The organism is Xanthomonas euvesicatoria (assembly GCF_013112235.1).
GTDB lineage: Bacteria > Pseudomonadota > Gammaproteobacteria > Xanthomonadales > Xanthomonadaceae > Xanthomonas > Xanthomonas euvesicatoria.
The window spans coordinates 472,636-492,566 of the sequence record NZ_JABFFS010000001.1 but is presented as its reverse complement, the minus strand read 5'-3'; the positions used below and the strand labels follow the sequence as shown (position 1 = coordinate 492,566).

Annotated in this window: 16 protein-coding genes; 5 read left to right on the top strand and 11 right to left on the bottom strand. The window is 67.7% G+C overall.

Going from position 1 to position 19,931, the window contains the following annotated elements:
• Nucleotides 1–185: 185 nt before the first annotated feature.
• Complete coding sequence (locus HLH45_RS02125) at nt 186–2,408, bottom strand: primosomal protein N' (protein WP_008577170.1); 2,223 nt, start codon at nt 2,406–2,408, stop codon at nt 186–188.
• Nucleotides 2,409–2,877: 469 nt separating this feature from the next.
• Between HLH45_RS02125 and HLH45_RS02120 the strand changes: the two genes are divergently transcribed.
• Together HLH45_RS02120 and HLH45_RS02115 are read left to right on the top strand one after the other, a co-directional pair.
• A complete protein-coding gene (locus HLH45_RS02120) occupies nt 2,878–3,903 on the top strand; it encodes a hypothetical protein (protein WP_046932120.1) in 1,026 nt (341 codons plus the stop codon).
• Nucleotides 3,887–4,489 carry a DUF3106 domain-containing protein gene (locus tag HLH45_RS02115; protein WP_033478607.1) on the top strand — a complete coding sequence of 201 codons (603 nt, stop codon included), beginning with the start codon at nt 3,887–3,889 and terminating at the stop codon, nt 4,487–4,489. The genes HLH45_RS02120 and HLH45_RS02115 overlap by 17 nt, the downstream gene beginning before the upstream one ends.
• Before the next feature lie 172 nt (nt 4,490–4,661).
• Here HLH45_RS02115 and HLH45_RS02110 read toward each other — a convergent pair whose 3' ends face one another.
• Nucleotides 4,662–5,828, bottom strand: coding sequence for a DUF3667 domain-containing protein (locus tag HLH45_RS02110; RefSeq protein ID WP_216598747.1), 1,167 nt, complete (start codon nt 5,826–5,828; stop codon nt 4,662–4,664).
• Between the two features lie 268 nt (nt 5,829–6,096).
• On the opposite strand from HLH45_RS02110, the gene HLH45_RS02105 reads away from it, so the two are divergent.
• Nucleotides 6,097–7,473 (top strand): MATE family efflux transporter, encoded by a 1,377-nt coding sequence (locus HLH45_RS02105; RefSeq protein WP_029820482.1) that lies wholly within the window; start codon nt 6,097–6,099, stop codon nt 7,471–7,473.
• 84 nt (nt 7,474–7,557) lie between these two features.
• Nucleotides 7,558–9,459, top strand: a complete 1,902-nt coding sequence (sppA, locus tag HLH45_RS02100) for a signal peptide peptidase SppA (RefSeq protein ID WP_014091225.1) — start codon at nt 7,558–7,560, stop codon at nt 9,457–9,459.
• A gap of 293 nt (nt 9,460–9,752) precedes the next feature.
• Here the strand turns inward: sppA and HLH45_RS02095 are convergent, their stop codons facing one another.
• Nucleotides 9,753–9,968 carry a hypothetical protein gene (locus HLH45_RS02095; protein ID WP_008572026.1) on the bottom strand — a complete coding sequence of 72 codons (216 nt, stop codon included), beginning with the start codon at nt 9,966–9,968 and terminating at the stop codon, nt 9,753–9,755.
• Between the two features lie 334 nt (nt 9,969–10,302).
• Between HLH45_RS02095 and HLH45_RS02090 the strand changes: the two genes are divergently transcribed.
• A complete protein-coding gene (locus HLH45_RS02090) occupies nt 10,303–11,079 on the top strand; it encodes an SDR family oxidoreductase (protein WP_005911403.1) in 777 nt (258 codons plus the stop codon).
• Nucleotides 11,080–11,247: 168 nt separating this feature from the next.
• On the opposite strand, the gene HLH45_RS02085 is transcribed toward HLH45_RS02090, so the two are convergent.
• From HLH45_RS02085 to dprA, 8 genes are all read right to left on the bottom strand, one after another.
• Nucleotides 11,248–11,898 (bottom strand): DUF4124 domain-containing protein, encoded by a 651-nt coding sequence (locus HLH45_RS02085; RefSeq protein ID WP_171309830.1) that lies wholly within the window; start codon nt 11,896–11,898, stop codon nt 11,248–11,250.
• Between the two features lie 23 nt (nt 11,899–11,921).
• Nucleotides 11,922–12,698 carry a hypothetical protein gene (locus HLH45_RS02080; RefSeq protein ID WP_008572028.1) on the bottom strand — a complete coding sequence of 259 codons (777 nt, stop codon included), beginning with the start codon at nt 12,696–12,698 and terminating at the stop codon, nt 11,922–11,924.
• Nucleotides 12,699–12,929: 231 nt separating this feature from the next.
• Nucleotides 12,930–13,493: an L-threonylcarbamoyladenylate synthase type 1 TsaC gene (locus HLH45_RS02075; protein WP_008572029.1), complete on the bottom strand. Its 564-nt coding sequence runs from the start codon at nt 13,491–13,493 to the stop codon at nt 12,930–12,932.
• A 10-nt stretch (nt 13,494–13,503) separates the two neighbouring features.
• Complete coding sequence (locus HLH45_RS02070) at nt 13,504–15,996, bottom strand: DNA topoisomerase I (RefSeq protein ID WP_011348788.1); 2,493 nt, start codon at nt 15,994–15,996, stop codon at nt 13,504–13,506.
• Nucleotides 15,997–16,178: 182 nt separating this feature from the next.
• Nucleotides 16,179–17,456 (bottom strand): RDD family protein, encoded by a 1,278-nt coding sequence (locus HLH45_RS02065; RefSeq protein ID WP_008572031.1) that lies wholly within the window; start codon nt 17,454–17,456, stop codon nt 16,179–16,181.
• Between the two features lie 41 nt (nt 17,457–17,497).
• Nucleotides 17,498–18,223 (bottom strand): pilin, encoded by a 726-nt coding sequence (locus tag HLH45_RS02060; RefSeq protein WP_011348786.1) that lies wholly within the window; start codon nt 18,221–18,223, stop codon nt 17,498–17,500.
• A gap of 40 nt (nt 18,224–18,263) precedes the next feature.
• Nucleotides 18,264–18,737, bottom strand: a complete 474-nt coding sequence (locus tag HLH45_RS02055) for a DUF494 family protein (RefSeq protein WP_003484452.1) — start codon at nt 18,735–18,737, stop codon at nt 18,264–18,266.
• Nucleotides 18,738–18,779: 42 nt separating this feature from the next.
• Nucleotides 18,780–19,925, bottom strand: a complete 1,146-nt coding sequence (gene dprA / locus HLH45_RS02050; protein ID WP_014091219.1) for a DNA-processing protein DprA — start codon at nt 19,923–19,925, stop codon at nt 18,780–18,782.
• Nucleotides 19,926–19,931: the final 6 nt, after the last annotated feature.

Sequence of the window (19,931 nt, the reverse complement as noted above, 5' to 3'; positions counted from 1 at the left end):
GTACATCACGCAGGCAGGTAGCCTGCAGTGTCGTAGGAGCGCACCCGGGCGCGAGGGCATTCCCGTCATGCCACATCGCGCCCGTGTGCGCTGCTACCAAGGATCACGCCACGTGCGCTCAATGACCTGGGCACAGCGCGCAAGACGTGGGTCTGGCTTCTGCTCCATGGTCGAGACGCCGTGCGCTAATACAAGTCGATCGGGTCCACATCCAGCGACCAGCGTACACGGCGGGCTTGCGGTAGCGCATAGATGGCCGGCAGTTGGGTGTCGAGCAGGCGATGCAATGCCGCGCGTTGTTGCGCCGACAACAGCAACTGCGTGCGCTGGAAACCGGCGCGGCGCGGCATCGGTGCCGGCATCGGGCCGTAGCATTCCACCGCGGCAAACGCCGGCGATTGCGTGCCGGGGTCGGCGCTGGTCAAACCGCGCACCGCCAGCAGGAATTGATTGGCTGCGGCCACATCCTTGGCTTCGGCACGGAACAAGGCCAGGTGCGCGAAGGGAGGGAATCCGGCCGCTTCGCGCTGCTGCAGTTCGGCGTCGGCGAAGGCGTGGTAGCCGCCATTGACCAGGGTCTGCAGCAACGGGTGTTCGGGGTGATGGGTCTGCAACCAGACTTCGCCCGGCCGGTCGGCACGCCCGGCGCGTCCGGCTACCTGGATCAACTGCTGGGCCAGTTTTTCGGCGGCGCGGAAGTCGGCCGAGAACAGGCCTTCGTCGATGCCGACCACCACCACCATAGTCAGCCGTGGCAGGTCGTGGCCCTTGGCCAGGATCTGCGTGCCCACCAGGATGCCGGCCTCGCTGCCCAGGCGCGCCAGCTGGGTCTCCAGTGCGTCGCGACGCTGGGTGGTGCTGCGGTCGATGCGCACCACCGGGACGTCCGGAAACGCCTCGGTCAGGCGTTCTTCCAGTCGCTCGGTGCCGATGCCCTGCGGCTGCAGCGCCAGGCTGGCGCAGGCCGGGCAGGCCAGCGGTGCAGGTTGGCGCGCGCCGCAATGGTGGCACTGAAGACGGCGGCCGCCGGCATGCACGGTCATCGGGGTCTGGTGCAGCGGCGTGCTGCAGCGCTGGCAGGCCGCGGTCCAGCCGCAGTCGTGGCACAGCAGCACCGGTGCATAGCCGCGGCGGTTCTTGAACACCAGGACCTGTTCGCCGCGCGCCAGGGTGGCGCCGATACCGGCCAGCACCTCGGGCGACAGGCCGTCCTTGAGCGGGCGCTTGCGCACGTCGAGCACGCGTACGCGCGGCGGGCGCGCTTCGCCGGCGCGCCGCGACAGGCGCAGATGCTGGTAGCGGCCGGAATAGGCGTTGTGCAGGCTTTCCAGCGATGGCGTTGCACTGCCCAGTATCACCGGCACATCCAGCGCCTTGCCGCGTACCAAGGCGAAATCGCGCGCGTGATAGCGGATGCCGTCCTGCTGCTTGTAGCTGCCGTCGTGTTCTTCGTCGATCACGATCAGCCCGGCGTTGGGCAGCGGGGTGAACACCGCCGAGCGGGTGCCGACGATCAGCTTTGCCTCGCCACGCCAGGCCGCCGCCCATACCCGCGCGCGTTCGCCGTCGGACAGACCCGAGTGCAGTGCGTGCACCGGCACGCCCAGGCGGGTACGGAAGCGGCCCAGGGTCTGCGGGGTCAGGCCGATCTCCGGTACCAGTACCAACGCCTGCTTGCCGGCGGCCAGGCAGTCGGCGATGGCCTGCAGGTAGACCTCGGTCTTGCCGCTGCCGGTGACGCCGTCGAGCAGGTAGGTGGCAAAGCCACTGTGCGCGCGGATCGCGGTGGCGGCGGCCTGCTGTTCGTCGTTGAGCGGCGGGCCGCTGCCGGGACGGGGCGGGATGCTGTCGGCCGGCACCGCCACGCGCTCGGCGTAGTGGCGTTTGGCCAGGCTGCGCGCTGCCTGCCGCCACTGCGGCAGTAGTGGATCCAGTTGCTCTTCGCCCACTGCGCCGGTGAGCAGCAGGGTCGCCAACAGGGCGGGACGGCTGCCCGCGCGCAGGCTGGCGGCACCGCTGTGGCCGGCTTCGGTCAGCTGCCAGGCCCAGGCGTGGGTGTCGGCCAGCGGTTCGCCGCGGCGCAGCGGGCCGGGCAGGGCGCTGGTCTGGGCCTCGCCGAGCGGAGCGTGGGTGTAGCGGGCCAGCCAGTGCAGCGAGCGGGCCAGTTCATCCACCAGCAGCGGGGCCTGGTCGCACCACGCCAGTGCCGGGCGCAAGCCGTCGGCCGCGGGCAGTTGCCCGATCTCCACCACCACCCCGACCAACTCGCGCGGCCCGAACGGCACCCGCACCCGGCAGCCGACCCGCGCCGGGTCCGTCAACGGCGCATCGGTCGGAGGCAGATAGTCGAACAATTGGGGCAGCGGCACCGGCAAGGCGACGCGCAGGGTGGCGACGGTCGAAGTCATCCGACCAGTCTACCGACCCTGTCCAGAGGCCGGCGGCCGCCCCCAAATCGGCCCGAATCCAACCCGAGCCAGCGGCCGCGGTTCTGTGACGGAAGTGATAAATACGACGTAAACCTATGTGAGGGTTAAGGAAACGGGTTTATCCACACTGGCTGTGGATAAACCTGTGAATTAGTGTCGTGCTCCACGCTGTGACGATGGATTCACTAGCCTCTGCAACCTCTTGGACATTTTTTAGCCAACATGCATAAGTCAATAAATTTCAATCACTTAGGCGTGAAACACGAATGCAACAAAGAAAAAACAACAGTTGACAGACGCTTGCGTATCGGTATGTCTGCCGCTGTGCACAACCCGCCGCGGCGGCAGGCACGGCCGGTGTGAAGGCGGAGCGGGGCCGGGCCGATCTGTCAAGCCGTCGGCGGGGGCCAATCGCGTCGGTATCATGCCGGCCGATGCTGGAGTTCTCATGACCGTAGTCCCCGACGCCCCCGTGACCCCTGCCGCGCTATCTGCCTTCTTGCGCGGTGTCGAACGCCGGGGTCTGGTGCTCGCACAATTGCAATGCGGCGACGTGGCCGCCGCCGAGCGCGCCCTCGCAGCGGCCTTGCGCGCCTTCAGCAGCCAGGCGGCAGGTCGGCCGATGGCAGGCTGGCCGATGCGCTTCTGGAGCCTGCTGGCCACCGCGCCCCCGCTGCGGCGCGAGCCGATGCCGGGCACGTGGCTGCCCCCATTCACTGTCTTGGGCCGGATGCAGACTGCCGACCGCCTGGCGCTGCTGCTGCGGATCGTGGCCGGGCTGGAAGAAGGCGTGGCCAGCGAGGTGCAAGGCGTCGAAGCGGCGGACTACCGGCAGTCGCTGGCGCGTGCCTGCCCGCGCGATGCCGCCGGCAATCCGGATGCCCAGGCCTGGCGGGCCCTGGCAGAAGCGGCGCAAGTGGAACTGCGCGACCTGAGCCCGGCCCAGTTGACCCGGCTGAGCCAGCTCCGCGATTCGGCCCTGGCCGGAATGCCGCTCGCTGCCGCGCCGTCCGAGCCGGCACCGGCGCCGCGCCGTCCTGCCGCTGCCCGGGCCCGACGGCAATGGCGGTGGCCGCAGCTGGAGCGCCGCCACGCCGGCATGGCGCTGGGCGTGCTGGCGGTGGCACTGCTGCTGGCGGTGTTGGGCTGGTGGTGGGCCCACCGCCGGCCCGCGCTTCCTCCCGAGCCTGTCTCCCAGGCGCCTGCCGGCGTGCTGCACGTGACCGACGCGGCGCCGGTACTGGTGGAGGAACTCCCGGCGGCCGACCTGCCGGATGCCGTGGCCACGCCGGGCCTGGATCCGCGCGACCAGGCGATGCTGGCCGACCCGGATCTGGAGCTGGCCCGCGCTGCGGACTTCTATGCCTGGTATGCCGCCGGCCACCCGGTGCCGGTTGATGAATCCGGTGCGCATGCCACCGCAGCCGAGCAACCTTCCGCCGCTTTGGAGACGGTCGATGATGAAACCAACTGACTGGTGCGGCCTGCTGCTCTGCGCGTTTGCCGGCGTCGCCGGCGCGCAGCGCTTGCCGACGCCGCTGGAAGAATCGGCCGCTGCGCCGGCCGCGTCCACTTCCGCTGCCGCAGTGCCGAGTACATCGCCGAGCGCCGCGCAGCAACGCGCACGCTGGGCAGCGATGACGCCTGCGCAGCAAGCCGAGCTGCGTGCCCGCTATGCCGCCTGGAAGGGGCTGACGGCCACAGACCGCGTGGTGTTGCGCCAGGCACGCGAGCGGCTGCAGGCCTTGCCGGAGGATCAGCAACGCGCGCTGCGCACCCAGTTCGGCGCGATGGATCGCCTGCATCGCGACGGCTGGCGCCTGGGCTCGCAGGTGGGGGCGTTCTATGCCCAGTTGCAGCCGTTGATCGGCTACGTGCAGCCCGCCCAGCGCGAGGCCATGCTGGCCGCGCTGCGCAGCCTGGACGCCGGCCAGCTGGAGCAACTGGCGGTGCTGGCACAGCGCACCCCGCCCCAGGAGCGCGACAGCCTGCGCGAGGCCTTCCTGGCCGAAGCGCCGGCCACGCGCAGCATCTGGTTGAAGCGCCAACTGGCGCGTTGATCGCTCGCGTGCCGTCGGCGCGCGCAATGCCTTTCAGTGTTGCGCCGGTCATATCCGTTCTAGCGGTGCCTGCCCCATAGCGCCGCTTCAGACGCGCCGCACCCAGGCCCGGCATCGCTGCGTCGCGCTGCAATGCGGCTGTCTGAGCGCAACCGTCTGCGCAGTCAGCGCGTCAAAGACGCGCCAGACTGGCCACCATCAACAGCGCAGCGGCCACCGTCACCAACACCAGATACACCCCGCTCAGACCGATGTACTTGAGCACGGTGACCAGCCAGGACTGCGCGTACACACGCCGCTGCATCCACAGCAGATACACCGGCATCCAGAGCGTCAGCCCGAACTGCGCGACTCCGATACTCCAGGTGATCGGGCTGGCGACGTGCGCCAGCGCATCGCTGAGCAGCGACAACAGCAGTTGCGTGAGCAGGTTCAGGCACAGGAAGGCGTGGCTATACAGTGCCACCACCAGATGCTCCAGATACACCTGCCCGCTGCGCACGTAGAACACCCGCAACAGCAGTGCAAACAGCGGCACCAGCACCAGCAATGCAGACGGCACCGCTGCGAAGAATGCGTTGTAGAGCAGTTGCGGGTCGCTGCGCAGTCGCGGCAGGTTGTCGCGGATATGGCGAAGTTGGGTATTGATCCAGCGGTTGGCGAACTGCGGTAGTGCCGCATAGTGCAGTGGGTTGCTCACCGGGTCCCACGGCTTGCCCATGACCGAAAAGAACGTGCTATCGCTGTCTGCCTCTGCGGTGGGCACGGCGCTGGTCGGACGCGCGTCGGCCTGCAGCTGCGTCAGACGACGTTGCGCTTGCGCATTGGCACGCGCGATGCCGGCGTCCACGCGCTCGCGTGCGATGCCGCTCGGCACGGCCGCGCGCGTCTGCGTCAGCGCGTCGACCAACTGCCTGTGTACCGCTTCCACCTGCGCCGGCGTGCGTGCCTGTGCGAAATCCTTGGGAACCGTGGTCTGGCTGGTGCCGGGCGCGGCGGCGATATCGCTGTCTGCGGCGGACGCATGCACGGCGATGCGCGCGATGAAGAACGTCAACAGGCTCAGTACCAGGAACAGCCGCATCGGCGCCACGTACCGCACGCGTTGGCCGCCCAGGAAGCGTTGGGCCACGCGTCCGGGCACCAGCAGGTCGCGCAGGGTGCGGAAAATACGCCCATCCAGATGCCAGAACGACTCGAACACTTCTTCCACCGCATGGGCGACGCTGCGCACCGGGTTGTGCGCGCTTTGCCCGCAGGCGTGGCAGTACGCCCCCTGCAAGGCAGTGGCACAATTTTCGCAGGCTGTGGGAGGGTGCGCGGTCGAATGCAGTGACATGAGCCAGGTCCGGTTGGCGAGTCGGGGAAGGCGCGTTGCCGTCGACCTGATCCCGAAAGAACGGCGTTGGCGCACGCGTACAACGGTCTCCCGCGCCGGCCCGGTTGCAGCAGCCTTCGCGTTTTGCCCGCGCGCGCAGTCGCGCAGCGGGCTCTACCCAGCTGCGCGGCAAGGCCGCAGTCGGAAAGTAGGCGTAAGATAGCCGGCCCGCGCGACCCGGTGCCAGCGCCTCCCGGCACGGCCGTAGTCCGCGCAGCGATCGGTTGTCATGTCTGTTTCTTCTGCACCCCCGTCCGCGACGCCAGGCTTCGCCTCGGAAGTGCGCACCACCGGCCTGCTTGCGTTGCCGCTGGTGCTCGGCCACGTTTCCACCGGCCTGATCGGTTTTGTCGACAACGTCATCGCCGGCCACCACGGCACCGCCACGCTGGCTGCAGTCACCATCGGCACCTCGCTGCTGTGGCTGCCGATGCTGGTGCCGATCGGCACCTTGATCTCGTTGACTGCCTCGGTCTCGCAATTGCTTGGCGCCGGCCGCGAGCGCGAGATCGGGCCGCTGTTCCGGCAGGCGCTGTGGCTGTCGCTGGGGCTGAGTGCGCTGATGTTCGTGTTCCTGAGCGTGGTGCCGCCGTTGCTGCCCACCTTCGGGATTGCAGCGGACATCGTGCCCGGCGCGACCGCGTTCCTGCACGCGGTGCGCTGGGGCGTGCCGGCGCTGACCTTCTACTTCTGCATGCGCTATCTCAGCGAGGGCATGCACTGGACGCTGCCGACCATGCTGCTGGGTTTTGGCGGCCTGCTGGTGCTGGCACCGGTGGGCTATGCGCTGACCTATGGCAAGTTCGGCTTCGCCGAGCACGGTGCCGAAGGGCTGGGCATCGCCTCGGCCATCACCATGTGGGTGCAGGCGAGCGTGTTTGCGCTGTATCTGTGGCGCGCACGGCGGTTTGCGCATCTGCACTTGTTCGCCCACCTGGAAGGACCGCGCTGGCGCGCCATCGGCGAGTTGCTACGCACCGGCTTGCCGATCGGCATCACCGTGTTGATGGAAGGCGGGTTGTTCATCGTCACTGCGTTGTTGATCGGCCGGCTGGGCTCCACCGAAGCGGCCGCGCACCAGATCGCGATCAACGTCGCGCAGTTGTGTTTCATGATCCCGATGGGCGTGGCCGAGGCCACCACCGTGCGCGTGGGCCACGCAGTGGGCCGCGGCGACCCGCTGGCGATGCGGCGCGCGGCCTGGGCCGGCTATGCGATCGTGCTGGGCACCCAAGCGCTGTCGGCCAGCGCACTGTTGCTGGGCCACGATGCCATCGTCGGCGTCTATACCGACGACGTGGCCGTGGCCGCGCTGGCGTCGGTGTTGCTGCTGTTTGCCGCCACGTTCCAGTTTCCCGACGGCATCCAGGTGCTGTCGGCCGGCGCGCTGCGCGGGCTCAAGGACACCCGCGTGCCGATGTTCCTGGCGATGTTTTCGTACTGGGGCGTGGGCATGCCGATCGGCGCCGGGCTCGGCCTGGGGCTGGGCTGGGGACCGAAGGGCATGTGGGTGGGCCTGATCCTGGGCCTGACGGTGGCCTCGATCCTGATGGGGCTGCGCTTCCGCCAGACCAGCCGGCGGCTGACCGCCACCGTGACACCCTGACTTCCAGCGCATGCCGCGCGCGCTGCGCAGCCGGTATGCTGGGCACCATCGATCTGTATGCAGCGTCTTTCGACGGAGCTTTCCATGAACCACCCCGTGCGTCGCAATCCCATCGCCAGCTTCTTCGTCGGCCTGTGGGATGTGATGAATTTCACCCGGCGCCTGATTTTCAACCTGGTGTTCTTCGGTTTCCTGTTCCTGCTGCTGCTGGTGTTCGTGGTGGCGCTGGCGCGTGGCGATGGCACCAAGCCGCTGGCCGAGCGCACCACCCTGGTGATCAACCCGGAAGGCACGCTGGTCGAACAATTCAGTGCCGACCCGGTCAGCCGGTCGCTGGCCAAGGCGGTCGGCGACAAGAGCGCCGAAGAAGTGCAACTGCGCGACCTGGTGCGCGTGATCGAGGCGGCGGGCAAGGACCGCAAGATCGAGCGCGTGCTGTTGAACCTGGACAAGCTGCAACCGTCCGGATTTGCTTCCCAACGCGAAGTGGCCGTCGCATTGCAGAAGTTGCGCGCCTCCGGCAAGCAGATCGTGGCCTTCAGCGAGAGCATGAGCCAGGGCCAGTACCTGCTCGCCGCACAGGCCAACGAGGTGTATCTGGACCCGATGGGCAGCGTGTTGCTGGAAGGCCTTGGCCGCTATCGCCAGTACTTCCGCGAAGGCCTGCAGGACAAGCTCGGCGTGGACGTGCATCTGTTCCGCGTCGGCGAGTACAAGTCTGCAGCCGAGCCGTACATCCTGGACGCGGCCTCGGCCGATGCCAAGGAAGCGGATTTGTTCTGGATGAACGATGTGTGGCAGCGCTATCTGGCCGACGTGGGCACCGCGCGCAAGCTGAGCCCGGCGCAGCTGGCTGCCGGCATCGACACGCTGCCCGAAGGCGTGGCCGCCGCCGGTGGCGACCTCGCCAAGTTCGCGCTGCAACAGAAGCTGGTGGACGGGCTCAAGACGCGCGAAGAAGTCGATGCGCTGCTGGTCAAGCGCGGTGTGGCCGACAGCGATGCCGACAGCGGTTTCCGCAATATCGGGTTCAACGATTATCTGAGCCAGCTGCAGGCGCAGCGTTCGCCGATGGACAGTCGCCCGCAGGTGGCGGTGGTGGTGGCGGCGGGCGAGATCAGCGGTGGCGAACAGCCGGCCGGACGCATCGGTGGCGAGTCCACGGCGGCGCTGCTGCGCCAGGCGCGCGATGACGAGGAAGTGAAGGCGGTGGTGCTGCGCGTGGATTCGCCCGGTGGCGAAGTCTTCGCCTCCGAGCAGATCCGCCGCGAAGTGGTTGCGCTCAAGCAGGCCGGCAAGCCGGTGGTGGTGTCGATGGGCGATCTGGCCGCGTCCGGCGGTTACTGGATCAGCATGAATGCCGATCGCATCTACGCCGACCCGTCGACCATCAGCGGCTCCATCGGCATCTTCGGCATGGTGCCGAACCTGACCCGCGCGCTGGACAAGATCGGCGTGCACACCGACGGCGTGGCCACCACGCGGTTCGCCGGTGCGTTCGACATCACCCGTCCGCTGGATCCGGCTGCCGGCCAGGTCATCCAGGCAGTGATCAACAAGGGCTACGCAGACTTCACCGGCAAGGTGGCGCAGGCGCGTCACCAGTCGGTGGAGGCGATCGACAAGGTGGCGCGTGGCCGTGTGTGGAGCGGCGCGCAGGCCAAGGAGCGTGGATTGGTGGACGCGTTCGGCGGCATGTCCGAAGCGGTGGCCGATGCGGCCGACCGCGCCAAGCTGAGCCGCGGCAAGTTCCGCGTGCGCTATGTGGAAAAGCCGGCCACGCCGTTCTCGCAGTTCATGAGCGGGTTTGCCGGCAGCCGCATGGGCGCCTGGATGCTGGGCGACTCGGGCATGGCGCGCGCGCTGCTGGCCCGCTCGTTGCCGGAAGTGGATACGCAGCTGCGCTTTGTCGAAAGCGCCGTGCACGACAGCAAGGCAGGCGGCACGCCGGTCAAGTCGCTGGCCTACTGCTTCTGCGGGTTCTGACGCGTTGCGCTCAGTGCGCACTTGATGCATCGACAACGCCGGCCATGTGCCGGCGTTGTTGTGCGCGCGCGGATGATGCGGTGGTTTGAACGGCCGAACGAACGAAGCAGACGGCAAGACCCACGCAGCAATCGTCGAGCGCGCAACCATCAGCCACTCGCATCGCGCATGTCGTGCTGAGTGCAGTTACAGCCTTGGCAGGCGTTCACCGGTGGCTATTGGCACATCCGTGCGCTGATTGGCACCAACTGCAGGCGCTTCAGGGCGCCAGTTCACCGGTTGCCGAGGTTTTGCTACTGCGTGGCGGCATCGATCGCCTTGCGCTGATCGTCGGCCGCCTGGTCGGTTGCGGCCTGCACCGCGTGCGCCTTGTTCAACGGTTGCTGGATGTGGCCGCGCAAGGCGGTGGCTTGCGGATCGGGCTTCTGATCGGTGGGCGCGGGCTGCGGCCGCTGACAGGCGCCCAGCGACAACGCCAGACCAACCGCAAGCATCCAATGCATCTTCATCGTCGTGACCTCGCTTGGGGTGGCGTTATCCTAGAGCGTGTTATGTACGTTGAGGTGAGTGCGAAGCGTCCTGGCGCGTCGCGACAAGGCGCGCAAAGCGGTATCGGTGCGCCACAGGACGCTTCCCGGCGGGTTGGCCGCCAGCGGCATGGAGCAGGCGCCGCGCGGCTTGCCTTGGCGCCAGCCAAGCCGGCGCCGCGCAGCACCCGCTCCGCACCGCTGGCGGCCAACGCATCTCATCTCAACGTGCACAACACGCTCTAACGCCCGGGCCACGCATGCGCGTCAACTGCGTTGCAGCGGCCGTTTCCTGCGCTTTGAAGAGGATTACCACGTGACAACGCACCGTTGGCGGCTGGATGGACAGACCGCCCTCATCACCGGCGCCAGTGCCGGGATTGGTCTTGCCATCGCGCGCGAGCTGCTCGGCTTCGGTGCCGACCTGCTGATGGTGGCGCGCGATGCCGATGCCCTGGCGCAGGCGCGCGATGAGCTTGCCGACGAGTTTCCCGAGCGCGAACTGCACGGGCTGGCCGCCGATGTCTCCGACGATGAAGAGCGCCGCGCGATCCTGGATTGGGTGGAAGACCACGCCGACGGCCTGCATCTGCTGATCAACAACGCCGGCGGCAACGTGACCCGCGCCGCGATCGATTACACCGAAGACGAGTGGCGCGGCATCTTCGAAACCAACGTGTTTTCCGCATTCGAACTGTCGCGTTATGCGCACCCGTTGTTGGCGCAACACGCAGCCTCGGCCATCGTCAACGTCGGCAGCGTCTCGGGCATCACCCATGTGCGCAGCGGCGCGCCGTACGGCATGACCAAGGCGGCGTTGCAGCAAATGACGCGCAACCTGGCGGTGGAGTGGGCCGAAGACGGCATCCGCGTCAACGCGGTGGCGCCGTGGTACATCCGCACCCGCCGCACCTCCGGTCCGTTGTCGGATCCGGACTACTACGAACAGGTCATCGAACGCACGCCGATGCGTCGCATTGGCGAACCGGAAGAAGTTGCCGCGGCGGTGGGTTTTTTGTGTCTGCCGGCTGCCAGTTACATCACCGGCGAATGCATCGCGGTGGACGGCGGCTTCTTGCGCTACGGGTTCTAGCGCAGGCGACACATACCGCCTGGTTCCGAGTGGATGCGCATGGACGCAGAGCCGGCATGTTCATGCACCATGTTCATGCACCCGCCCATGCTGCGCGTCGTCTTTCAGCCAAATGGCGATTGCCCGCCAACCGTCCAGACCCGTTGGCTCATCGCGCGACAGGCGTGCTCAGGGCGTGGCGGCCGGATTGGCGCAACGGCTCTCGTCGAGAACCCGGCGCATCTGCTCATAGCGTTGTTTGCGTTCGGCCGACTGCGCTTCATCGGAGAAGCGCCAGGTGGATTCGGCCTGCTCGGCGCGTTTGCGCCAGGCCTCGCACAGGCTCTGGTCCGGCACCGGCGCGCAGCGGTCGGTGACCACCTCGCAGGCGCTGCCGCCCCCGGTGGCCGGGCCGCCGGCCAGATTGGTGGTCTGCATCGGCAGGCAGCGCGTGGCCGGTTCGCGGTCTTCGGTAAAGTAACGTCCGTTGTCGTGTGCGGTGCACTCGAACAGCGGCGGCGGTGGAAGGGTCGATGTCGAGGTAACCGTCGGTGCTGGCAGTGCGGCGGGCGTGGCCGGTGCAGCGGGTGCCGATGCAGCCGCCTGCGCAGCAGCCCGTGGTTGCGCCGCTGGCATCGCAGGTGCGGGCGCTGGGTTGGTAGCGCCGCCGGGCGCGAATGGCACCGCCGCCGGTGCGGTCATCAGCTTCTTCTGTTGTTGCATGCCCTTCGGGCACGGCATGTTCTGCACCGTCAGTGCGCCAGTCGGATCGGTACAGCGATAGATGGCCACTTCCTGCGCGCCGGCCAGCGAACCGAGCGCCATCATGCTGAGCGTCATTGCGCCCAATAACGGCCAGCGCCTCATGCGCCGCCGCAGTCGCGTTGCTGGCGTGCCTCGATGCCGCGCTGTTCGCGGCTGAGATCCTCGCGCTCGCTCTGCAGCGCGCTGTTGTAGCGGCGGATCAGCTCCCAACGGCGGTCGGCCAGCCGCGCGCAGACTTCCTGTGCGGGCAGGGCGTGGCATTCGTCGCGGATCTGCACGTTGCCGTACGGCACGATGACCGTGCCGCCGTATCCGCCGCCGTTGTAACCGCCCTGATAGCCGCCTTGGTAGCTATCTACGCCGAAGCTTGCGCTGCCGCGGACGCTTCCTCGTCCGGAGCCGCCCTGCACCGAGATCGCCGGACGCGGGCTCACCGAGATCGGTGGACGCTGGATGCCGCCACCGCCGCGGACCGGGGGAGCAATGGTGTTGCCCACATAGGCGGGCCCCCAGGTCGGCACCCAGCGCGGATTGCCTTCCGGGCTGTCGCTTGTGTAGCGGTTGCCGTCTTCGGTGGTGCACTCGTACATCGGCTGTGGCGGTTGCACGGTAACGATGCGGACCTCATGCGTGGGCGCTGCGGCGACCGGTGCCGGCGGCTCCACGCGCGCTGGACGCGGCGGCGGGTCTTGCGGCCGTTGCAGATCCAGCACCTGCTGGCGACCGCTGCTGCAGGGTGCATCCTGCAGGGCGACAGTGCCGGTGCTGCTCACGCAGCGATAGACCCGCACATTCGGGTCGGGTTTGCTCGCGGTGGTGGCGGCCGACGCCGGCAGCGCCGCGGCGAGCAGCAGAAGAGTCAGGACGGTACGCATGGCTGCAGTGTGCGCGTCTGTGCGGCCGCCGCAAAGGGGGTGCGGCTGAACGAACGCTGTGCAGGGGCGAGGCGACAACGCGCCGGATGGCTGCGGCCTGCTTCCGGAATGCCAGGCAGTGGCCAGGTAGGGCCGCCAAGGGCGACGGCCCGGAACATTCGGCGTGGGGATAGACGACCAATGGACCCGCCGCGCGCGCCTCATGGCTGCGCGGCCGTTTCTCGGCCGCACTCAGTCGCGCAGGATCTGCCCGCTGCGTGCGTCGCGGATCTGGGTCGGCTGCGCCAGGGCGCCGGTCTCGCCATCCACCACGCCGTCGATTGTCGCCAGCAATGCCGGATCCAGGGCGGCACGGCTGCGCGCCGGCGGCTCGCCGGCCAGGTTGGCGCTGGTCGACACCAGCGGCGCCCCCCAGGCCGCGCACAGCGCTGCCACCACGGGATGCGCGCTGATGCGTACCGCCAGCCCATCATGCTCGCCGGTGACCCATCGCGGCGCCCGAGCGGTGACCGGCAGGATCCAGGTGTGCGGGCCGGGCCAGCTGGCCAGCACGTCCTGCCGGCGTGCCGGCTCCAGTGCGTCGATGTCGACCCAGTCGCGCAGCAGGTCCACACTCGACGCCACCACGATCACGCCTTTCTCCACCGGGCGCCGCTTGATCTCCAGCAGCCGCAGTACGGCCGCCTCCTGGCGCGGGTCGCATCCCAGTCCCCACACCGCTTCGGTCGGGTAGGCGATCACGCCGCCCTGCGTCAGTGTGGCGACGGCGCGATCCAGGTCGAGTGTGTCGGTCATGCTGCGCCTCTCAGCCTGCGGCCTTGCTCACGGTTTTCTTGACCACGCGCTTGGCGGCCGTTTTGGCAGCGGTCTTCTTGGCCGGCGCCTTCTTGACAGCGGTCTTGCTGGCCGCGGTCTTGGTCGCGGTCTTCTTGACGGCAGGCTTCTTCGGCGCCGAATCCTTGACCGTATTCTTCTTCAGGGTGGCCTTCTTGGCGCCAAAGCCCTTGCGCACGGGCTTGCCGGTGTCGGCCAGCAGCTGCTGCACTTCTTCGAACGTCAACGACGCCGGCTCACGATCCTTGGGGATCTTGCCATTGAGCTTGCCGTCGCTGATGTACGGGCCGAAGCGTCCGTTGAGTACCTGGATGTCGCTGCCGTCGAATTCCTTGATCACCCGGTTGCGTGCGATCTCTTCCTTCTCTTCGATCAGGAAGACCGCGCGCGCCAGGTCGATGGTGTAGGGGTCGTCTTCCTTCTTCAGCGAGGCATAGGTGCTGCCGCGGCGCGCGAACGGGCCGAAACGGCCGATGCCCACGCTGACGTCCTGGTCCTGGTCCTGGCCGAGCAGGCGCGGCATCTTGAACAGTTCCAGCGCGTCTTCCAGCGAGATCGAATAGATGCTCTGGCCAGGACGCAGCGACGCGAAGGTGGGCTTGTCCTCGTCTTCAACCGTGCCGATCTGCACCATCGGGCCGAAGCGGCCGATGCGCGCGCTGACTTCCTTGCCGCTTTTCGGGTCGGTGCCGAGCACGCGCACGCTGCCGGCATCGGTCTTGTCCAGCGAGTCTTTCTTATCTTCGACCAATTCCTTGAACGGGCCCCAGAACTTCTCCATCAACGGGATCCACTCGGCTTCGCCGCGCGACACCGCATCCAGATCGTCTTCCAGATTGGCGGTGAAGTCGTAATCGACGTAGCGGGTGAAATGCCCGGACAGGAACTTGGACACCGCCCGGCCGACGTCGGTGGGGCGGAAGCTGCGGCCTTCCATCTCGACGTATTTGCGGAACTGCAGGGTCTGGATGATCGAGGCATAGGTGGAGGGACGGCCGATGCCGTATTCCTCCAGCGCCTTGACCAGCGCCGCTTCGGTGAAGCGCGGCGGCGGCTGGGTGAAGTGCTGATCGGTGACGATGCGGTCCAGCGGGACGTTGTCGCCGGCCTTCATCAGCGGCAGCTTGCGGCCCTCATCTTCGTCCTCGCTGCTCTTGGTGTCCTTGCCTTCTTCGTACACGGCCAGAAAGCCCGGGACCACCACGGTGGTGCCGCTGGCGCGGAACACGTGCTCGCTGCCGGCCGACAGGTCCACGCTGACCGTATTGAGCGTGGCCGGAATCATCTGGCAGGCCACTGCGCGGCGCCAGATCAGCTCGTACAGGCGGCGCTCGTCCTCGGACAGGAAGCGCGCCACTTGCGCAGGCGTGCGCAGCGCGGAGGTCGGGCGCACCGCTTCGTGGGCTTCCTGCGCGTTCTTGGACTTGGTGGTGTAGGCGTTGGGCTGGTCGGGCAGCGAAGCGGTGCCGAAATCGCGCGCGATCACATCGCGGATTTCCGCCAGCGCGTCCTGCGACAGGTTCACCGAGTCGGTACGCATGTAGCTGATCAGACCGACCGAGCCTTCGTCGCCGAGTGCCACGCCTTCGTACAACTTCTGCGCCACCTGCATGGTCTTGCGGGTGGTGAAGCCGAGCTTGCGCGAGGCTTCCTGCTGCAGCGTGGAGGTGGTGAACGGCGGGGCGGGGCGGCGCTTACGCTCCTTGCTGGCCACGTCGGTGACATGCAGCACGCCTTGCGCGGCCTGCTGGATGCGCAGGCGCGCCGCCTCGGCGGTGTCGCCGTCGGTCACGGTGAACTGCTCGAACTTCTGCCCGTCCAGCTTGATCAGCCGCGCATTGAACGCCTGCGAGGGATGCCGACAGTGCGCGTCGATGGACCAGTATTCGCGCGGGATAAAGGCTTCGATCTCTTCTTCGCGCTCGACGATCATGCGCAGCGCCGGCGATTGCACGCGGCCAGCGGACAGTCCGCGCTGCACCTTGCGCCACAGCACCGGCGAGAGGTTGAAGCCGACCAGGTAATCGAGCGCGCGGCGCGCCTGCTGCGCATCCACCAGGTCGCCGGCGATCATGCGTGGCTTTGCCATCGCCTCCTTGATCGCGCGCGGGGTGATCTCGGTGAACACCACCCGCTGCATCGGCTTGTCCTTGAGCAGGCCGCGCTCTTTCAGGATCTCGGCGATGTGCCAGCTGATCGCCTCGCCCTCGCGGTCCGGGTCGGTCGCCAGAAAGATGTCGTCGGCACTCTTGGCGGCACGCGCAATGGCTTCGACGTGCTTCTCGTTCTTCTCGATCAGGTCGTAACGCATCGCAAAGCCGTTGTCCGGATCAACCGCGCCTTCCTTGGGGACCAGGTCGCGCACGTGCCCATACGAGGCCAGGACGGTGAAGTCCTTGCCGAGGTATTTATTGATCGTCTTGGCCTTGGCGGGCGATTCGACGATGAGCAGGTGCTTGGGCATGGTGGCAACTTCTTGGGGCGGAGCCCGGGGGGCGGGTAGCGTGGCCTAATTGGCCGGTCGAGGGAAGCAGATCGACCGTTTCCCACGCGTTAACGCCCGGGAAGGACTCCCGGGCGTTCAGTTCTCTTATTAGAAAGATCACGGCGGACGCCGCCGTGTCAAGCGGCCGGCGCCGCGAATTGCTAGCGCTGGCTCATTCCGATCGCCGCCAGCATGAAGGCGACGGCCACCACCGAGAGCACCAGGATCACCGCGTAAATGGCCAGAACCACGATGGACACGGTATCCAGACCCCTGGATTGGCGCTCCGGATGCTCAGTGAATGCCCAACGGTCCACCACCAGGGTGTCGCAGACCTTGTCGTGCGGAGCCTGCTTGCGCGCGGTCATGCCGGCCATGAAGGCCGCCACGATCACGCCGATGCCCAGGGTGAGCACGCTGATCAGCATGTAGGCCAGATAGCGCAGCACATTGCGCCAGAATCCGACCCGCCCGCCGTTGCTGTCGGCGCGCACCAGCTTGATGCCGCAGGCGAGCTTGCCCAGGCTGGCCTGATGCCGGCTGGACTGCATCCAGGCGAAATACAGCGTCGGGATGGCCAGGCCGATGCCGTAGGACATCACCACGATGGCGATGCCGAGCGCACTGCCGTCGTCCAGCGCCGAACCCGAATCGCCGCGCGTGGTGACCAGCGCCACCACGAACACCAGCGGAATCACGATCAGGTACACCGCAAAGGTGGTGATCAGGCTATCGAGAATGCTGGCGGCCACGCGCCGCCAGAGCCCGGCGTAGACCACTGGCGCATCCTGCAGCGCCGTGTCTGCGGCGGGCGCGGCGAGGGCCGGGGCATCCCAGGCCCCTGGAAGTGGCGTGGTCGCCGCTGCCGCGGTGTAACCCGGTGGCGACGTGGTGCCCGAGGGCGTGGTCGGGCTTGGATCTGACGCCAGCGGCGTGTTGGACCATGCCGAGGTGTCTGATGAAGGGGATTGATCGTGTGGCCGGTGTAATGAGGCGATTGCCGGGCGGTGATCGGCACCGGCAGCCGCGCCGGCATCGCTGGCGCTGGTGCCTGCATCCGCACCCGCACCGGCAATGCCGCCATCGGCAGCTGCCGGTTGCCAGTGCGATGTCCCCCTGGCGTGGTCATCGATCGGCAGGGTCGCGGTAGGCGAACCTGTCGCCGGCGCGTCGTGGCCCGGGTGCGCAGCCGACAATGGTGCATGGCTTGCCGCATCCGCCGGCATCTGCCCGCCGGCTTCCGGGGCCGCGGCCGCCGCCGCGCTGTCCAAGCCCAGCTCGCCCTCGATCTCGTGCAGTGCCACCCACTGCGCCAGACCTTCGCGCCAGACCAGGCTGGAACGGTCGATGATGCCCTGCGACAGGCGCGCGCGAAGCGTGTCCGTGTCCACCGGCCCCTGGCGCTGCCGCTGTGCGTCGGCGTAGTACCACTGCGTCATGTTGTCCCCTTAACGTGTAGCGATCGGCATGCAGCAGGCAGTCAGCCGCGGCAATCCGGTGGAAGTTGGGTGTCGTCGATTTCGGAACTGCAGTGCCAGCTGCCGGCATCCGCATCCAGCTCCAGCCACACGGCCTTGCCGTCGATTCTGGCCGACTTGGGCGCATGGAGCACGGCTTCGATGCCGCATTCGCTGCCCTCGAAACGGCCGATGCGCACGCTGCTCAGCCGCTCGCTCGCGTACTGCTCGGGTGGCTTGAACCCCGCGTCGTCATTGACCGGGCAGCGGCCCTCACTGGCCAGGAATCCGGTGATCTGCGGCTTCAATGCGGCCAGTTCGCCGACCGCCTCGGCGACCTTGGCGCGGCTCAGGTAATCGTTGTAGGCCGGGAACGCGATCGCAGCGAGGATGCCGATGACGCCCACCATCACGAAAACACCGGCCAGCGCACCCAGCACTGCAACCAGCGGCCAGCCGGGGCCATTGCGACGTGGCTGCACTGGTGGCGCGACAGACGACTGGGCAGGCGGAATGTGCGCCGCGGCAGGCGGCAACGGCGGCGGAACCGCGCCCGCACGCACATCCGTGGAGACTGGCGGGCCCAGGGTGTCGGCGCACGCTGACAGCGGCAACCAGTTGTCCAGGCCTTCGCGCCAGACCAGCGTATCCAGGGCGATCACGCGATCGCGATACAGGCCCAGCAAGACGTCGTCGGCCACCGGACCATGCCGATGGCGGTGGCCATCGGCGTAATACCAACTGCGCATCCCCGTTCCCCTGCACGCACATCCGTGGCGGCTTCAACGCTCAGTGTACGGGTTCAGGCTCGTCCAGGAACATCTGGGTTTCCATCCAGGCGTAGGCCGCTTCCGCCCCGGGCTGGTTGAACAACACCATCAGCACCACCCACTTGAGGTCGTCCAGATCCAGTTCGTCCTGATCCAGCGCCATGGCGCGGTCCAGCACCAACTCGCGCTGGTCGGCGTCGAGAATGCGGTGTTGCTCGAGGAACAGCAGAAACCCGCGGCAGTCGACATCGAGCTTGTCCAGCTCCGGCCCGTGATAGATACGCACCGGTCCATCGACATGCGGCCGCGCGACGCTGGGCCGCTGCTCGGAAAGCGCGTCCAGCCAATCGAAGGCCTTGCTGATTTCTGCGGGACTGAAACCGGCCTGGATCAGGCCATTTTGAAGCGAGTCACGGTCACGGACCAGGTCCGCGTCTTCGCTGAAGTAATGTTCAAACAGGTACAGCAGTACATCGAGAATGCTCTCTTTCATTGCCCTCGGCCTGCGTCGCGCGACGCTGTGGAGGTGAAGAAACTAAGGATTGCGGGTATAGCGACCGTGCTCGGTGACCACGTCTCCCTCCAGTTCCATGATGAGCAGCATGGAGGACAGCGCGGCGGCCGTCAATCCGGTGCGCTGCACCAATGAATCCATAGGGGTTGGGTCGTGGCCCAGCGCTTGCCACAAGCGCTGGTAGTCGGGATCGGAGCGGGCGGGACCGGCGCCAGCACTGGTGGTTGCCTTGCTGGGCAATTCAGTGGGGGCGGCCAGGCGCTCGCGCAAGGCGCTGGCCAATTCGCCAGACAGCTGGCCCAGTCCTTCGATGACCTGTGCAGGCTCCTGCGCCAGCGTGGCGCCCTGCCGGATCAGGTGATGGCAGCCGCGCGCGAGCGGATTGTGCAGCGAGCCGGGGAGGGCGAACACCTCGCGCCCTGCTTCGGCCGCCAGCCGGGCGGTAATCAGTGCGCCCGAACGCATCGCCGCTTCGACCACCAGCGTCCCCAGTGCCAGCCCGGCAATGATCCGGTTGCGGGCCGGAAAGTGCGCCGCGACCGGAGCAGTGCCAGGCAGATATTCGCTGACCACCGCGCCGCGTTCGGCGATGCGATCGCGCAAGCCTTGGTGCCGCTCGGGATAGGCGACATCGACACCTGTGCCGACCACCGCCACGGTGATGCCGTCGTGCTGGGCCAATGCGGCCTCGTGTGCGATCGCATCCACGCCGGCGGCCATGCCGCTGACGATGCTCAGCCCGGCGCAGGCCAGGCTGGAGGCGAATGCGCGGGTATGGTCGCGGCCGCCGGCAGTGGCCGAGCGGCTGCCGACCACCGCCACGCCCGGGTGCCAGAGGACATTGGGGTCGCCGTCCACGAACAAGGCCATCGGCGGATTGGCGATATGCCGCAACAGGGCCGGGTAATCCGGATCGCACCAGCCGATCAGGTGGTGGCCGGGCTGTTCGCACCAGCGCAGCCCGGCCTCCAGCGCCTGTGGATCGGGGCCCTGCAGCAGCGCAGCCTGCACCTCATCGCAACCAGCGGCGCGCCACGCCCCAGGCCCGGCTGCCAGCATTTCGGACGCTGACCCGTACGAGGTCAGCAATTTTCGGCGCGGCGGGCTGCGGCCGCCTGCCAGCAGCAGGATGAGCAGTGCGCGCAGGTCGGGAGCGGTTTGGGCCATACACCC

What these genes read in the sequence shown, in the direction of transcription:
- HLH45_RS02125 (WP_008577170.1), bottom strand. Translation starts at nt 2,408, where the DNA reads ATGACTTCGACCGTCGCCACCCTGCGCGTCGCCTTGCCGGTGCCGCTG.
- HLH45_RS02120 (WP_046932120.1), top strand. Translation starts at nt 2,878, where the DNA reads ATGACCGTAGTCCCCGACGCCCCCGTGACCCCTGCCGCGCTATCTGCC.
- HLH45_RS02115 (WP_033478607.1), top strand. Translation starts at nt 3,887, where the DNA reads ATGATGAAACCAACTGACTGGTGCGGCCTGCTGCTCTGCGCGTTTGCC.
- HLH45_RS02110 (WP_216598747.1), bottom strand. Translation starts at nt 5,828, where the DNA reads ATGTCACTGCATTCGACCGCGCACCCTCCCACAGCCTGCGAAAATTGT.
- HLH45_RS02105 (WP_029820482.1), top strand. Translation starts at nt 6,097, where the DNA reads ATGTCTGTTTCTTCTGCACCCCCGTCCGCGACGCCAGGCTTCGCCTCG.
- sppA (WP_014091225.1), top strand. Translation starts at nt 7,558, where the DNA reads ATGAACCACCCCGTGCGTCGCAATCCCATCGCCAGCTTCTTCGTCGGC.
- HLH45_RS02095 (WP_008572026.1), bottom strand. Translation starts at nt 9,968, where the DNA reads ATGAAGATGCATTGGATGCTTGCGGTTGGTCTGGCGTTGTCGCTGGGC.
- HLH45_RS02085 (WP_171309830.1), bottom strand. Translation starts at nt 11,898, where the DNA reads ATGACGCTCAGCATGATGGCGCTCGGTTCGCTGGCCGGCGCGCAGGAA.
- HLH45_RS02080 (WP_008572028.1), bottom strand. Translation starts at nt 12,698, where the DNA reads ATGCGTACCGTCCTGACTCTTCTGCTGCTCGCCGCGGCGCTGCCGGCG.
- HLH45_RS02075 (WP_008572029.1), bottom strand. Translation starts at nt 13,493, where the DNA reads ATGACCGACACACTCGACCTGGATCGCGCCGTCGCCACACTGACGCAG.
- HLH45_RS02070 (WP_011348788.1), bottom strand. Translation starts at nt 15,996, where the DNA reads ATGCCCAAGCACCTGCTCATCGTCGAATCGCCCGCCAAGGCCAAGACG.
- HLH45_RS02065 (WP_008572031.1), bottom strand. Translation starts at nt 17,456, where the DNA reads ATGACGCAGTGGTACTACGCCGACGCACAGCGGCAGCGCCAGGGGCCG.
- HLH45_RS02060 (WP_011348786.1), bottom strand. Translation starts at nt 18,223, where the DNA reads ATGCGCAGTTGGTATTACGCCGATGGCCACCGCCATCGGCATGGTCCG.
- HLH45_RS02055 (WP_003484452.1), bottom strand. Translation starts at nt 18,737, where the DNA reads ATGAAAGAGAGCATTCTCGATGTACTGCTGTACCTGTTTGAACATTAC.
- dprA (WP_014091219.1), bottom strand. Translation starts at nt 19,925, where the DNA reads ATGGCCCAAACCGCTCCCGACCTGCGCGCACTGCTCATCCTGCTGCTG.